This window comes from Bradyrhizobium sp. cir1 (genome assembly GCF_014198245.1).
In the GTDB taxonomy this organism is placed as follows: Bacteria; Pseudomonadota; Alphaproteobacteria; order Rhizobiales; family Xanthobacteraceae; genus Bradyrhizobium.
The window spans coordinates 92,753-107,249 of sequence record NZ_JACIHE010000003.1; the positions used below are offsets into that span (position 1 = coordinate 92,753).

General features: G+C 65.8%; 14 protein-coding genes. 5 read left to right on the plus strand and 9 right to left on the minus strand.

Annotation, left to right across the window (positions count from 1 at the left end; all coding sequences use genetic code 11):
- Positions 1–36: 36 nt before the first annotated feature.
- Together GGD63_RS08840 and GGD63_RS08845 are read right to left on the minus strand one after the other, a co-directional pair.
- On the minus strand, positions 37–807 hold the full coding sequence (locus GGD63_RS08840) for an SDR family NAD(P)-dependent oxidoreductase (protein WP_183240924.1): 771 nt from the start codon (positions 805–807) through the stop codon (positions 37–39).
- A gap of 174 nt (positions 808–981) precedes the next feature.
- Positions 982–1,269, minus strand: a complete 288-nt coding sequence (locus GGD63_RS08845; RefSeq protein ID WP_183240926.1) for a hypothetical protein — start codon at positions 1,267–1,269, stop codon at positions 982–984.
- A 135-nt stretch (positions 1,270–1,404) separates the two neighbouring features.
- Here GGD63_RS08845 and GGD63_RS08850 point away from each other — a divergent pair, with 135 nt between their 5' ends.
- From GGD63_RS08850 to GGD63_RS08860, 3 genes are all read left to right on the plus strand, one after another.
- Positions 1,405–2,805 (plus strand): CoA transferase, encoded by a 1,401-nt coding sequence (locus tag GGD63_RS08850; protein ID WP_183240928.1) that lies wholly within the window; start codon positions 1,405–1,407, stop codon positions 2,803–2,805.
- A 145-nt stretch (positions 2,806–2,950) separates the two neighbouring features.
- Positions 2,951–4,195 carry an efflux RND transporter periplasmic adaptor subunit gene (locus GGD63_RS08855; RefSeq protein ID WP_183240929.1) on the plus strand — a complete coding sequence of 415 codons (1,245 nt, stop codon included), beginning with the start codon at positions 2,951–2,953 and terminating at the stop codon, positions 4,193–4,195.
- A gap of 39 nt (positions 4,196–4,234) precedes the next feature.
- On the plus strand, positions 4,235–7,351 hold the full coding sequence (locus GGD63_RS08860; protein ID WP_183240931.1) for an efflux RND transporter permease subunit: 3,117 nt from the start codon (positions 4,235–4,237) through the stop codon (positions 7,349–7,351).
- 3 nt (positions 7,352–7,354) lie between these two features.
- Here the strand turns inward: GGD63_RS08860 and GGD63_RS08865 are convergent, their stop codons facing one another.
- The 7 genes from GGD63_RS08865 to GGD63_RS08895 all read right to left on the minus strand — a co-directional run bounded on the left by GGD63_RS08865 (position 7,355) and on the right by GGD63_RS08895 (position 12,956).
- Positions 7,355–8,266, minus strand: a complete 912-nt coding sequence (locus tag GGD63_RS08865) for an amidohydrolase family protein (protein WP_183240933.1) — start codon at positions 8,264–8,266, stop codon at positions 7,355–7,357.
- 102 nt (positions 8,267–8,368) lie between these two features.
- Positions 8,369–8,926, minus strand: coding sequence for a hypothetical protein (locus tag GGD63_RS08870; protein ID WP_183240935.1), 558 nt, complete (start codon positions 8,924–8,926; stop codon positions 8,369–8,371).
- Positions 8,927–9,007: 81 nt separating this feature from the next.
- Positions 9,008–9,358: an addiction module antidote protein gene (locus tag GGD63_RS08875; protein ID WP_183240937.1), complete on the minus strand. Its 351-nt coding sequence runs from the start codon at positions 9,356–9,358 to the stop codon at positions 9,008–9,010.
- Positions 9,358–9,648: a type II toxin-antitoxin system RelE/ParE family toxin gene (locus GGD63_RS08880; protein ID WP_183240938.1), complete on the minus strand. Its 291-nt coding sequence runs from the start codon at positions 9,646–9,648 to the stop codon at positions 9,358–9,360. The genes GGD63_RS08875 and GGD63_RS08880 overlap by 1 nt, the downstream gene beginning before the upstream one ends.
- 104 nt (positions 9,649–9,752) lie before the next feature.
- Positions 9,753–11,183, minus strand: a complete 1,431-nt coding sequence (locus GGD63_RS08885) for a TolC family outer membrane protein (protein ID WP_183240940.1) — start codon at positions 11,181–11,183, stop codon at positions 9,753–9,755.
- A 187-nt stretch (positions 11,184–11,370) separates the two neighbouring features.
- A complete protein-coding gene (locus GGD63_RS08890) occupies positions 11,371–12,150 on the minus strand; it encodes an enoyl-CoA hydratase (protein WP_183240942.1) in 780 nt (259 codons plus the stop codon).
- Between the two features lie 134 nt (positions 12,151–12,284).
- A complete protein-coding gene (locus GGD63_RS08895) occupies positions 12,285–12,956 on the minus strand; it encodes a hypothetical protein (protein WP_183240943.1) in 672 nt (223 codons plus the stop codon).
- Positions 12,957–13,246: 290 nt separating this feature from the next.
- Here GGD63_RS08895 and GGD63_RS08900 point away from each other — a divergent pair, with 290 nt between their 5' ends.
- Both GGD63_RS08900 and GGD63_RS08905 read left to right on the plus strand, forming a co-directional pair.
- On the plus strand, positions 13,247–13,792 hold the full coding sequence (locus GGD63_RS08900) for a sigma-70 family RNA polymerase sigma factor (RefSeq protein ID WP_183240945.1): 546 nt from the start codon (positions 13,247–13,249) through the stop codon (positions 13,790–13,792).
- A gap of 2 nt (positions 13,793–13,794) precedes the next feature.
- Positions 13,795–14,433 (plus strand): NrsF family protein, encoded by a 639-nt coding sequence (locus tag GGD63_RS08905; protein WP_183240946.1) that lies wholly within the window; start codon positions 13,795–13,797, stop codon positions 14,431–14,433.
- The last annotated feature ends 64 nt before the right edge of the window (positions 14,434–14,497 follow it).

Here is a 14,497-nt window from a genome sequence, read left to right on the forward strand (position 1 = left end):
CCTCAGGATGACGGAACTGCAGGGGCGGTGCCCTCCTCAAAAATTCACCCGGTTCGAGATCGCCCCGTCCACGACGAGGTTCGATCCCGTGGTGAACCCCGACACCGGGCTTGCCAGAAACACCGCCGCGCTCGCGATCTCCTGCGGCGTCGCCATGCGGCCGGTCGGATTGCGCTTCATCGCGTCGTTGTAACGCTCGGGCATGTTCTGCTCGATCATCTCCCAGACGCCGCCCTTGAAATAGACGGTGCCGGGAGACACCACGTTGACCCGGATCTTCTTCTTCGCGTATTGCCGCGCCAGTCCCTTGGCCATGTGGATCAGCGCGGCCTTGATCGGGCCGTAGGAGCTGGCCGTGTCCGCTTGCGCCGCGGCGATCGACGAGATGATCACGAAGGCCGCATCGCCGCTGCTCGCGCCGCTCGCCTCGAGGAACGGCCGTGCAGCATCGAACGCATGCACGGCGCCGAGCACGTCGAGCCGGAAGTTCTGCTCCCAGGACGCGGGATCGCCGCCCTGCGCCATCGCGCCGGCATTGGAGAACAGCAGGTCGATGCCGCCGAGTTCCTTTGCTGCGCTCTCGATCCAGGCCTTCAACGCCGCACCGTCGGTGACGTCGACCGGGCTGCCGGTGGCACGGATTCCGCTGGCCTTCAACTCCGCGACAGTTGCTGCAACTTGATCCGCGTTGCGCGCGCAGACCGCGACATTGCTGCCTTCACCGGCCAGCGTCGCCGCAATCGCCCGCCCGATGCCGCGTGTGCCGCCGAGGACGATAGCGTTCTTGCCTTTGAGACCGAGATCCATTGTTGGGCTCCTTTTTGTTGGTGCAGGGACTGTAGCTGTTTCGAGAGACGCCCAGAAGCCTCCACGTCGTCATTGCGAGGAGCTCTTGCGACGAAGCAATCCAGACTGCCGCTGCGGAGCGATTCTGGATTGCTTCGCTGCGCTCGCAATGACGGTGTGGCGACGGCAGTGGCCTCACTCCGGCGCGGCCCCCACCGGCGGGCCGCCGGGCGGGCGGTGCAGGAAGGTCAGTGATGCATAGGCGCCGACCCAGGAGCCGATCGCGGCGAAGGCAACGTAGAAGGCGTTCTCGGTGTAGCTGATCACGGCATAGGAGGAGAGCAGGTACCAGATCGCGCTCCAGGTTGCCGCCGGCATGCGCCTGCGCGCGACCACGGCGGAGGTGAACATCACATAGACCGCGTCGGTGGCCGCCGTGGCGATGAACACGGCACCCGCGGTGAGGGGATCGATGGCGGCCATTGCATTCCTTCTTGTGCTGATGAATGGTCGAAAAAAGTAGAGCATGATCCGGAAAAGCGTGCAGCGGTTTTCCATCGCGACAAACGCGGACCGAGTTTGCGCGGAGATCATGCTCATGAAGGGAGAGAAGCGGCCATGCAAAGCCCCGCCGATATTCTCAAGGACATCTGGACCACCGCGGGCGGCGATGCGGCCGCGCTTGATCGCGTGCGGCTGACCGGCGAGGAGCCGCAGATCCCGTCCTCGTTTCGCGTCGCGGTTGCCGGACAGGCCACGATTGCCGCGGCCGGCCTCGCCGCTGCCGAGATCTGGCGGCTGCGCAGCGGGCAGGTGCAGGACGTCTCCGTCGACATGCGCCACGCCGTGGCCGAATGCCGTTCCGAGCGCTATCTGCGCCTCGACGACAAGCCGCCGCCACCGGCCTGGGATGCCATCGCCGGCGTCTACAGGACGGGCGATGGCCGCTTCGTTCGATGCCACACCAATTTCCCGCATCACCGCGATGCCGTGTGCAAGGTGCTTGCTTGCGAGCCTGAGCGCGAGAAGGTGCAAGCAGCGCTGATGCAGTGGAAGGGCGAGGATTTCGAAACTGCGGCTTATGCCGCGGGCGGCGTTGTCGCCCTGATGCGCTCTTACGACGAATGGTCGGCGTTGCCGCAGGCGCGTGCGCTCGCGCAATTGCCGCTGCTCTCGATCGAGAGGATCGGCGAGGCTCCGCCCAGGCCGTGGCCAAAAGGCGATCGTCCACTTTCGGGCCTGCGCGTGCTCGATCTCTCCCGCGTCATCGCAGGGCCCGTCGCCGGCCGCACGCTCGCGGCGCACGGTGCCGATGTGCTGCTGGTATCGGGGCCCGAGCTGCCCGCCATTCCCTGGCTCACCATCGATACCGGACGCGGCAAGCTCACCACCTTCATCGCGCTCAAGAGCGAGGCGGGCAGGGCGCAATTGCGCGAGCTGCTCAAGGACGCCGACATCTTCTCGCAGGGCTATCGCCCACGCGCGCTCGCCGCCCTCGGCTTTGCGCCCGAAGAGGTCGCCACGATCAGCCCCGGCATCGTCTATGTCACGCTGTCGGCCTACGGCCATGCCGGCCCCTGGGCCGAGCGGCGCGGTTTCGACTCGCTGGTGCAGACCACGACCGGCTTCAACCATGCCGAGGGAGAGGCCGCCGGCATCGACGGTCCCAAGGAATTGCCGGCACAGATCCTCGACCACGCCACCGGCTATCTGATGGCGTTCGGCGCGATGATGGCCAGAGCACGCCAGGCGTGCGAAGGCGGCAGCTGGCACGTGCGCGTGTCGCTGGCGCAGACTGGACGCTGGCTGTGGAATCTCGGCCGGCTCGACGGCGGACTGAACACCCCGGATATTACGGGGGAAGCTGTACATGCTGCGTTCATCGAGCGCATGCCATCTGGCTTTGGCACGTTGACGGCGGTGCAGCATTCGGCACTGCTGTCGAAGACGCCGGCGCAATGGAGCCGTCCGGCGATGCCGCTCGACAGCCATCCGGCACAGTGGCCATCTCGAAGCTGACGCGGAGCTGACGCATCGCAAAATTTTAACGCAGATCGAAAGACGCGAAGCGTTTTTTAGGTTGTTTGAACTCTCAATTCGGCACTATTAGCGCGACCGATGCGGCTATCGTTTGCCGACATCGTCGCAGACAAGACCGGGCCCTATGGTGGTTGAAAATACCAAGCGATTGCAGGTGCTTACAAAACGGCGGGTGATTACATCCGTAGTTTTACTAGCCCTTGCCGGCGGCGGGGCCTACGGCTTTCTCCATGCGGGCGCCAAGGAGAAGAGCCACTCCGAGATTTCCAGCCAGTCGCGCAGGAATGCGCAGAATTTCACGCCGACGCCGTCCGAGTGGGCGACGCTGACGATCGAGCCGGTCAAGGCCAAGACCTTCCGGGCCGAATATGTCACCGAGGGCAAGGTTGCGGTCGACGAGGATCGCTCGACGCCGGTGTTCTCGCCTTATGCGGGCAGGGTCACCAAGCTGCTCGCCAAGCCCGGCGAGACTCTGACGCAAGGTCAACCGCTGTTCACAATCGAGGCCGCCGACACCGTGCAGGCCCAGAATGATTTCATCGCGGCGATGACCGCACAGAACAAGGCGAAGTCGGCGATCGATCTCGCCGACATCCAGTTCAAGCGCGCCAAGGATCTCTATGAGGGCCACGCTATTCCGCTGAAGGATTATCAGCAGGCGGAAGCGACCCAGGTCCAGGCGCAGAACGACATGCGCTCCTCGGTGACGGCGCTGGAGGCCGCGCGCAACAAGCTGCGCATCCTCGGCTTCACCGACGAGACCATCAAGGCGTTCCAGGACAAGGGCACGATCAATCGCGAGATCACGATCTACTCGCCGATCTCCGGCACGGTCGTGCAGCGCAAGATCGGCCCGGGCCAGTACGTCAATTCCGGCGCCAGCGATCCGGTCTTCGTGATCGGCGATCTCTCGACGGTCTGGCTCACCGCCTTCGTGCGCGAGAGCGATGCGGCCGCGGTGTGCATCGGCCAGGACATCACCGTCAACGTGATGGCGCTGCCGGGCCGCCCGCTCAGCGCGAAGATCAACTACGTGGCCGCGGCGATCGATCCGAGCACCCGCCGCCTCTTGGTCCGCGCCACCATCGACAACAGGGACGGCCTGCTCAAGCCGGAGATGTTCGCCAACGTCACGATCTATTCGGCCGGCGATCGTGCGGCGCCGGCGGTGCCCAAGCAGGCCCTGATCTACGAAGCCGAAAAGGTCCGTCTCTGGGTCGCGCGCGAGGACAAGTCGGTCGAGCTGCGTGAGATCAAGATCGGCCTCATCAACGGCAATCTCGTCGAAGTCACGAGCAACCTGAAACCCGGCGAGCAGATCGTCACCAAGGGCAGCCTGTTCATCGACCGCGCGGCGTCCGGCAGCTGATCGACGACCCAAAAAACTGAAGACAAGCTGAAGACCTGAATGGATCGCCTCGTCGCCCTTGCCGTCAACCGGCGCTTCCTGATGGTCGGCATGTTCGTGGCCGTGCTGATCGGCGGCCTGATCGCGTTCAACCAGCTCAACATCGAGGCCTATCCCGATCCGACCCCGCCCATGGTCGACATCGTGACGCAGAGCCCGGGCCTGTCGGCCGAGGAAATCGAGCGTTACATCACGATCCCGATCGAGACCCAGGTCGCGGGCCTGAAGAACCTCACGACCATCCGCACCATCTCGCTTTACGGCCTCTCCGACATCAAGCTCCAGTTCTCCTTCGCCTACACCTATGACGAGGCGTTGCAGCAGGTCTTGAACCGCCTGGCGCAGCTTGCGCCGCTGCCGGGCAACGTGCAGCCGCAGATCTCGCCGCTCAGCCCGATCGGCGAAATCTTCCGCTATCGCCTGGTCGGCCCGCCGAACTACAGCGTGCTCGATCTCAAGACCATCCAGGACTGGATTCTGCAGCGCCGCTTCCGCGCCGTGCCCGGCGTGATCGACGTCACCGGATGGGGCGGCAAGAGCAAGACCTACGAGCTCCAGGTCGACTTCAACAAGCTGGTCGCCAACGGCCTGACGCTGCCGCAACTGCTCCAGGCGGTCGGCAATTCCAACGTCAATGTCGGCGGCAACACCGTCAATATCGGCCAGCAGTCGGCCGTGGTGCGGGGCGTCGGCCTGATCCGCTCGATCGACGATCTCGCCAACACCATGGTCTCGCAGACCAACGGCAACCCGGTGCTGGTCAAGGACGTCGCCACCGTCACCGTGGGGCAACGGCCCCGTCTCGGCATCGCAGGTCTCGATGATTCCGACGACATCGTGCAGGGCATCGTCCTGATGCGCCGCGGCGAGCAGAGCTCGCCGACCATCAAGCGCGTCCATCAGCTCGTTCAGACCATCAACAACTCCAGCATCCTGCCGCCCGGCGTGCGCATCGAGCGCATCTACGACCGCGGCGACCTGATCGAGCTCACCACCCATACCGTGCTGCACAACATGGTGGTCGGCATCCTGCTGATCGTGCTGTTGCAGTGGATCTTCCTCGGCGATCTCCGCAGCGCGCTGATCGTCGGCGCCACCATTCCGTTCGCGCTGTTCTTCGCCGTCATCATCCTGGTGCTGCGCGGGGAATCGGCGAACCTGTTGTCGGTCGGCGCGATCGACTTCGGCCTGATCGTCGATGCCACCGTCATCATGGTGGAGGCGATCTTCCGCCGCCTGACCCAGACGACGCCGGTGTCGGAAACCGAGCATATGTCGAACGAGACGCTGTTCGGCATGAAGAGCCATGCCATCCTCAGCGCCGCGGCCGACGTCTCGCGCTCGATCTTCTTTGCCGCCGCGATCATCATCGCGGCCTTCCTGCCGCTGTTCACGCTCTCCGGCGTCGAGGGCAACATCTTCGGGCCGATGGCGCGCACCTATGCCTATGCGCTGGCCGGCGGCCTGCTTGCCACCTTTACCGTCACGCCGGCGCTCTCCGCCATCATCCTGCCCGCGCATCTTGAGGAGACCGAGACCAAGGTGATGCTGATCCTGCACCGGCTCTACATGCCGGTGCTGAACTGGGCCGTGGCCAACCGCAACATCGTGCTCGGCGGCGCGATCGGCCTCGTGGTGATGACGGTGGCGCTGGGCCGGCTGCTCGGCCTCGAATTCCTGCCGAAGCTGGAAGAGGGCAATCTCTGGATCCGCGCCACGCTGCCGCCGACCATCTCGCTCCAGGAAGGCAACAGCTACGTCAACGAGATGCGCAAGGTGATCCGGGCCCGGCCCGAGGTGGAATCCGTGGTGTCGCAGCACGGCCGCCCCGACGACGGCACCGACGCCGCCGGCTTCTTCAACGCCGAATTCTTCGCGCCGCTCAAGCCCGCCAGCCAATGGCCCGGCACGCGCGACAAGGAAGAGCTGACCGCGGAACTGCTCAAGCAGCTCGACGACCGCTTCCCCGGCGTCGAGTTCAACTTCTCGCAATATCTGCAGGACAACGTCTCCGAAGCCGTCTCCGGCGTGAAGGGCGAGAACTCGATCAAGCTGTTCGGCAGCGATCTGCAGGCGCTCACCGACACCGCCAACAAGATCAAGCAGGTGCTGTCGACAGTGCAGGGCGTCACCGACCTTGCGGTGTTCACCTCGCTCGGCCAGCCGACCGTCCAGATCGACATCGACCGCGCCAAGGCCGCGCGCTACGGGCTCGCTCCCGGCGACATCAACGCCACCATCAAGGTCGCGATCGGCGGTGACACCGCGGGCGATCTGTACGAGCCGGGAAGCGACCGCCACTTCCCGATCATCGTTCGCCTTGCGCCGGAATTCCGCAGGAGTGCCGAAGCGATCCAGAATTTGCGCATCGGCGCCCCCGGGCCGAACGGTACCGTCACGCAGATCCCGCTCAGCGAGGTCGCCACCATCAGCCTCGTCTCGGGTGCGGCCTACATCTATCGCGAGCAGCAGGAACGCTATCTGCCGATCAAGTTCTCGGTGCGCGAGCGCGACCTCGGCAGCGCGATCCGCGAGGCGCAGCAAAAGATCGCCGCGCAGGTGCAATTGCCGCCGGGCTCGCACATGGAATGGGTCGGCGAGTTCGGCAACCTGCAGGACGCGATCCGGCGGCTGTCGATCGTGGTGCCGATCTCGCTGGCGCTGATCGGTGTCCTGCTCTGGTTCAATTTCGGCTCGATGACCGACACGCTGCTCGCGATGAGCGTCATCCCCATGGCGATCTTCGGCGGCGTGCTGGGGCTGCTAATCTCCGGCACTGCGTTCAGCGTGTCCGCGGCGATCGGATTCATCGCGCTGTTCGGCATCGCGGTGATGGACGGCATCATCATCCTGTCGCAGTTCAACCAGCTGATCGAAGAGGGCATGGACCGCATGAGCGCGGTGATCCGTACCGGCGAGCTGCAGCTTCGCCCGGTGCTGATGACCTGCGTGGTCGCAGGCGTCGGCCTCCTCCCGGCGGCGCTGTCCGAAGGCATCGGCTCGCAGGTGCAGAAGCCGCTCGCGGTCGTCGTCGTCACCGGCATGATGCTGGCGCCGGTCGTGATCCTGGTGACGCTGCCGGTGCTGATCTCCTTCTTCTCGCGCCGCGCGCGCTAACCGTCAGAACCCGTAGAGCCGCGCCGGATTGTCGACCAGGATCTTCTTGCGCACATCGGCGTCCGGCGCCCAAACTGGCAACTGATTGAGCAGGCGCCCGTCATCGATCTGGTAGAGCGGGGCGATGTCGGTGGCTTTTCGTCCCTCGACCCGGCTCGAATCCGGATGTGGCCAGTCGGTGCCCCAGACGATGCGATCCGGATTCGCCGCGATCAGGGCGCGCGCGAACGGCACCATGTCCTGATAATCCGGTGCGAGCTTCGACGAGCGATAGGCGCCGGAGACCTTCACATAGGCCTTGCCGGAGTTCACCAGCGCGACGAGATCGGAGAAGCCCGGCTGCTCCAGGCCCAGCGAGGCCTCCAAGCCGCCGAAATGGTCGAACACGACCGGTACCGGCGCCGTCTCGACGAGGTCCTTGATCGCCGAGATCATGGCGAGCGTGGTGTAGAGCTGCACATGCCAGCCGCGCGCCTTCATGCGCTCGACGGCGGCGGTGAAGCGTGACCTGCCGACGTTGGGGTCGTTGACGTCGCCGGTTGCGAGATTGAGGCGCATGCCGCGGAAACCGTCTGTCTGCATCGCATCGAGCTGCGCCTCGGTCGTCTTGTCGTCGATCACGGCGACGCCGCGCGCATTGGCGCCGCGTGCCTTCATGCCGAACAAGGTCGACGAATTGTCGGTGCCGTAGACGCTGGGGGTCACGATCACCACGCGTTCCATATGCAGCGCCTTGTGCAGCGCGGCCATTTCTTCGGGGCTTGCCGGCTCGGGTGTGTAGACGCGTCCCGCGAAGAACGGAAACTTCTCGACATCGCCATGAATGTGAGTGTGGCAGTCGCAGGCGTGCAGCGGGACGTCGAAATTGACCGGCGTCGCGGGCTGCGCCGCGCGGGCGTGGGCTCTGTTGGTCATGGCTACTCCGGCGGCAAGGGAGGCAAGCAGGACGCTGCGTCGGTTGAGCGCGGTTTCTCTCCCTGTTCTTGTTATTTGGCAGTGGCGCCTGACAATATCACATCAGCCGGACAGCCGCTGCGCTTCGTTGCATAACTGCTCGACAAGCTCCGCAAGCGGACGTGAGCCGTCAACGCGCACGACCGGACAGGGCAGGCCGGAGAGCCAGGCCTCATCTTTTGCGAGACTGCGGCCCTCGCGATCGCCGGCTTCGTAGCGCGAGGCCCATTCGACGAACGACTCCGTCTCCTCATGACGCCAGCCGCCTTGTGCGACGGCATCAGCGCCGAAATGCGCAGCCTCGCGGCCACGCAGGCGCTGCAAGCGAAGCTCGCACGGCGTCGTCACAAAGACGACAAGATCGAAGAACGGGACGAGCTCGTTGCCCCAGCCGGTGACGGTTCCGCTCAGCACCCAGTCGCGACGCGGCAAGAACATCTCGCGCATCAGGCGCAGCCGCTCGGCGGCGGGGCGCGTCGTCTGGTAGGGCGGCACGGTCGGCAGCCAGAAATAATCGTCGGTGTCGTGATGCGGCAGCGCAAGCTGGCCCGCGAGCGCGCGACCGAGCGTCGTCGCGCCGGAGCCCGAAGCTCCCATCAGATGGATGCGGCGGCTTTTCATGTTCACATCCTGAGACGGCCTGAATCGGTTGGGCGACCGTCACATCGATCGTGAGGCTTTTGGGCGACGTACGGCGCTCTCTCAGGCGGCGCGGCGGCGCTTTGACGTCCGTCCGCTGGTCGCGGGTTGGGCGGACAACGTCAGCCCCAACGCTCCGACAATGCGCATGACGGTGCCGAACTCGGGATTTCCGGTCTCTCCGAGCGCCTTGTACAGACTTTCGCGGTTCAAGCCGGCTTTCTTCGCGATCGCACTCATGCCGCGCGCACGCGCCACAAGCCCAAGCGCGTCACGCACGAAATCGGCGTCGCCAGTCTCCAGCGCGGCCGCGATATAGGCCGCCTGACGCTCCTCGGTATTGAGATAGCCGGCGGCGTCGAAGCGTGTCGTCCTGGATGCCGTTCTCATCGTCGTTTTTGCTGCCTTTGGCATCACAATGTCTCCGCTAGTTGCTGGGCTAGCTTGATGTCTTGTCGTTGCGTGCGCTTGTCGCCGCCGCACAGCAGGATCACGATCTGCGACCCGCGCTGCACATAGTAAATCCGGTAGCCCGGGCCGTAGTCGATGCGCATTTCCCGGACGTTGCGGCCGACGCTTTTGCTGTCGCCGGGATTGCCCATCTCCATGCGGCGAATGCGGACGGTGATCCGGGCAACCGCATCGACGTCCTTGAGGCGATTCAGCCACTCCGAAAACTGCTCGGTTTGCCTCACCTCGATCATGACGTGTGACTGTAGTCCATGGGCTACAGAATGTCAAAGCGATCGCAGTCGCGCGTCGGGATGGCGGGCGCTGGATGGAGCTTCAAGGCGGTGCGACGCGGGTGTTACTGCCCCGACGGCGTGCGCAGGCCGTGCCAGGCGTCGCGGACCTGCTGATAATGCACTTCGGGCAGGTAGTCCGGCGTGTTCAGGCTCAAGGTCTTGACGTCGAGATGGCCGACGGCGCTGAGCAGCGTGTACGAGGCGATCACGCGGTCGCGCAGCGCGCCGATCAGGCGGGCCTTGGCCTGGATCAGATCGGCCTGCGAGTTCAGCACGTCCACCGTGGTGCGCTGTCCGCCGGCAGCCTCGCGCTGCACGCCCTGGAGCGCGACGGTTGCCGCCTTCACCTCGGACTCCGAGGCCGAGACCGCGATCTTGGCGCCTTCATTGGCGACCCAGGCGCTGACCGCAGCCGTGCGCGCCTGGTTGCGCACCTGGTCGAGCACGAGCCGGCTCTGTGCCGTGACCTCCTTGGCCTGCCGGGTCTGTGCGGCGGCCTGGCCGCCGTCATAGATCGGCACGGTGACATTGGCGACGATCGAGGCCTGGTCCTCGGCGAAGGTTCCGAGCGTCGGGTCGTTGTTGCGGCTCTTGCTGGCGCTGCCCTGGACGCTGGCGCTCGGCAGCAGCGCGCCCTCGGCGACCCTGATGTTGGTAGAGGCGACGTCGACGTCGAAGCCTGCCGCCATCACCGCCGGGTGCTGACGGATCGCCATCGAGAGCGCATCCTCGCGGCTCTTCGGCAGATAGCGGTCGACCACCTCGGCGGGCTTGAGCTGCGACGGCGCGTTGCCGATCACTTGCGCGTATGTCGCCTGGCTCACCGCAAGCGCAACCTCGGCGGCGTTGAGATCGGAGAGACCGCGGTTGAGCCGCGCCTCGGCCTGGGCGCTGTCGGTCGGCGTGACGTCGCCGGCATTGAGGCGGCGCTGGGTGACCGCGAGGGTCTCGCGCAGGAAGGCCACGTTGGAGCGCTGCGCCTCGACCAGCGACTGGTTGGCCAGCACGTTGGTGTAGGCCGTGACCGCGTCGAGCAGCACGCCCTGGCCGACATTGCGCAGCGCCTCGCGGCCCGACTGCACCTGGAGCTCGGCGGCCCGCACATTGTTGGCGGTGCGGAAGCCGTTGAACAGGGTCTGCGTCACCGTGACGCCGATGATCCATGGCTTCAGATCGGCGGTCTGGATGGTGTTGTTGGGCAAAAGGTTGCGCACCGATTGCAGGCCGGCGCTGAGGCTCGCCACGAGTTGCGGCCGGTAGCCGGCGAGCGCCTGCGGCACGTTCTCGTCGGTCGCGCGCTGGCGCGCGCGCTCGGCATTGAGCTGCGGATTGGTCTGATAGGCTTTTGCCAATGCCTCCGGCAAAGCTTCAGCCCATGCAGCCGAGGGCAGGGCGCACGAGAGCGCCAGCGTGGTCCATGTCGCAAGCACAGGACCCACGCCCGATCGACGTCGCGTCATCACGCGACCAGCTCTGGCGGCACGCCCAATCATGTAATCCCGCTAAACCCCGGCTGTCCGCCCCCGCCGACGGTGGCCTCTTAACTGTTTAACCAGCCGGGGTCGCGCAGGCAAACTGCCGCGGGGAAAACTCCCATGTATTCCGTGCTTGTTGCAGGTGCGTCACAGCATTTTGCGGAGGGAGGCCGGTGCCTTACACCAGCCTGACCGCTGGCTCGCCTTACCGGTTCTTGTTCACCGGCTTGCGCTTCTCGATGAATGCCGCCATGCCTTCGGAGCGGTCTTCCAGCGCGAAGGTCGAGTGGAACAGGTTGCGCTCGACGCTCATGCCCTCGGCGAGCGTCGTCTCGAAGGCGCGGTTCACCGCCTCCTTGGCCATCGCGGCGGCCGGGCGCGACATCGAGGCGATCTTCTCGGCGGCGGCCATGACTTCCTCCATCAGCTTGTCGGCGGGCACGATGCGGCTGACGAGGCCCGCGCGCTCGGCTTCGGCTGCGTCCATCATCCGCCCGGTGAGGCAGAGGTCCATCGCCTTGGACTTGCCGATGGCACGGGTCAGGCGCTGGGTGCCGCCGATGCCGGGAATGGTCCCGAGCGTGATCTCGGGCTGGCCGAACTTGGCGGTGTCGGCGGCGATGATGAAGTCGCACATCATGGCGAGCTCGCAGCCGCCGCCGAGCGCGTAACCCGCGACCGCGGCGATGGTCGGCTTGCGGCAGCGCGCGACGCGGTCGCCACCGATCGCGGCAAAGTCTTCGGAGAACATGTCGATGAAGCCCTTCGGCTGCATTTCCTTGATGTCGGCGCCGGCGGCAAAGGCCTTCTCGCTGCCGGTCACGACGATGCAGCCGATGGCGTCATCGGCCTCGAGATCGTCGACCGCCGCGGCGATCTCGCGGAAGACGCCGAAGGAGAGCGCGTTGAGCATCTTCGGCCGGTTCAGCTTGACGATGCCGACTGCGCCTTTGCTCTCGACGATGATGTGTTCGAACGTGCTCATGGTCCACCCACGCTTTTGATTGGGTGGGCAATGTGCCCGCTGGCGCGGTGGGCTTCAAGAGCCCAGGAAGCCTTCGGAATGAGCCGGTCCGGAACACGCGGCAAGTCGCGCGTTCCGGACGGGATTTCTTCAAATCAGGCCATAAACATGCGCGCGGCGGACGCCAGCGTCAGCAGCGTGCCGACGCCGATGAAGATCTTGCCGATCAGGGAGCTCTGGTCCCAGGCCGAGCTCTGCTGGCTGCTGGCCATCACCGGCGCGGGACGCGGCTGCGCCTCGGTTGCGGCAACCACCGCCTTCTGGGCAGGCGGATTGTCCTGTTGCGCGGCGCGGTCGAGGTCGTTGGGCTGGTCGGGGGTCTGGCTCTCGGCGTTCGGGGCCGCGGTATTATCGGCCGCCGCCTGGACGTTGTCGTTGGCGCGGCCGGTCATGGCGGAGGCTGCAGCCGCGGGCGGCGTATCGGAGGCGGCAAGCTGCGCATTGGCGTTGGCGACCTCCGGCGGCATCTGGCTCGATGCGGGCGGGGCGCTATCGGCAGTGTTGTCGCCAGTCTTGGCCTCGTCGGCCTTTGCCGCGGTGTCCTTGCTGTCGGCCTTGTCGCCGGAGGACTTTTGCGCCGTCTTGCTGCCGGTGCGGCGAGAAGACTGGTGCCGGTGCTTGCTGGGTTTGACCGCATCGGCCTGTTTGCCCGCGCTGTCCGATTGGCTGCTCGCAGCCGAGGCTGGCGCCGCCTGCGCAGCGCCTCCGAACAGCAGGAAAAGCCCGGCAAGAAGAATCAGGGCAGCGCGCCCGCTGGCTTTCATCATGTTGACGATCTCCCCAATTCACCCATCCCGGGACCGAACAGAGACGCCGTGACGTGACGACAGCGGGGCAGAAAATGGGAATCTTCGGGCCACACCGGGCAAAAGCGGGGCAAGCCATCCGTGGGGGCCGGCCGCCGGGTGCGGACGGGAACGATCGGTGTTATGAGCCGTCGCGGGTCTTTGCGGCCGCACCGGAGCACCGGCACCCAGCGTTGATCACGAATTCGTGATCTCACTGGACCGGCGTAACAAATTGAAAGAGCGGCCGAATTGCATGGTGAGGGGCGCGCGTGCGCGGACGTGAGGACGAATGGACCGGCCTGATGCGGTCGGCCATGGCCGGCGATGATGCGGCGTATCATCGCCTGTTGAAGGCGGTCACGCCGGTGCTGCGCGCTGCCGCGAGGCGCGGCCTGGCGCGGGCCGGGCAGCCTCCCGACCAGGCTGAGGATATCGTGCAGGAGATTTTGTTGGCGGTGCACCTGAAGCGGCACACCTGGGACAGCGAAGCGCCCTTCGCGCCCTGGCTGTTCGCGATCGCCCGCAACAAGCTGATCGATGCGCTGAGGCGGCGCGGCAGGCGCGTCTTCGTCAACATCGACGATTTCGCCGAGACGCTGCCGGGCGAAGCGCCGCAGGAGACGGCTTCAGCGGGCGAGGTTGCGGCGCAACTGGGCACGCTGCCGCAGCGCCAGCGCGACGTGCTGCAGTCGATCGCGGTCGAGGCCGCCTCGATCAAGGACACGGCGGCAAAGTTCTCGATGAGCGAAGGTGCGGTGCGGGTCGCACTGCACCGCGGACTTGCCGCACTGACTGCCAAACTGCGGGACCACTAGTCATGGATACCGATCAACTCATTCGCTCGCTCGCGGCCGACAACGCCCACCGCGCGCCCCGCGTCGGCGCCGTGCTGACCATGGCGCTGCTGGTGGCCGCGCCGCTGTCGATCCTGATCTTCGCGACGTTCCTCGGCATGCGCGCCGACGTGATGAGCGCAATGCGCAATCCCTTCTTCGACATGAAGTTCGCGGTCACGCTGTCGCTCGCGATTCCCGCGATCATCATCAGCCTGCATCTGTCGCGGCCGGAAGCCCTGCTGCGCGGCTGGGGCTGGCTGCTGCTGCTCCCCGTAGGGCTGCTCGCGGTTGCGATCGGCAGCGAGGCGATGATGGCCCCGGCCATGCCGATGACGATGCGGCTGATGGGCAAGAACTCCAGGACCTGCCTGCTGGCGATCCCCGCGATGTCGCTGCCGCTGCTCGCGGGCGCGCTGTTCGGCCTGCGCCACGGCGCGCCGTCGCGCCCCGCGCTTGCCGGAGCGCTCGCCGGCCTGGTTTCGGCCGGGCTTGCCGCGACGCTGTATGCCTCGCACTGCACGGATGATTCACCGCTGTTCGTCGCGACCTGGTACACGATCGCGACCGCGCTGGTGACCGTGATCGGCGCGGCGGTTGGATCGAGGGTGCTGAGGTACTAGAGCGTTTTCGAGCGAAGTGGATACCGGTTCGCGTAAAGAAAACGCGTCAAAACAAGAACCGACC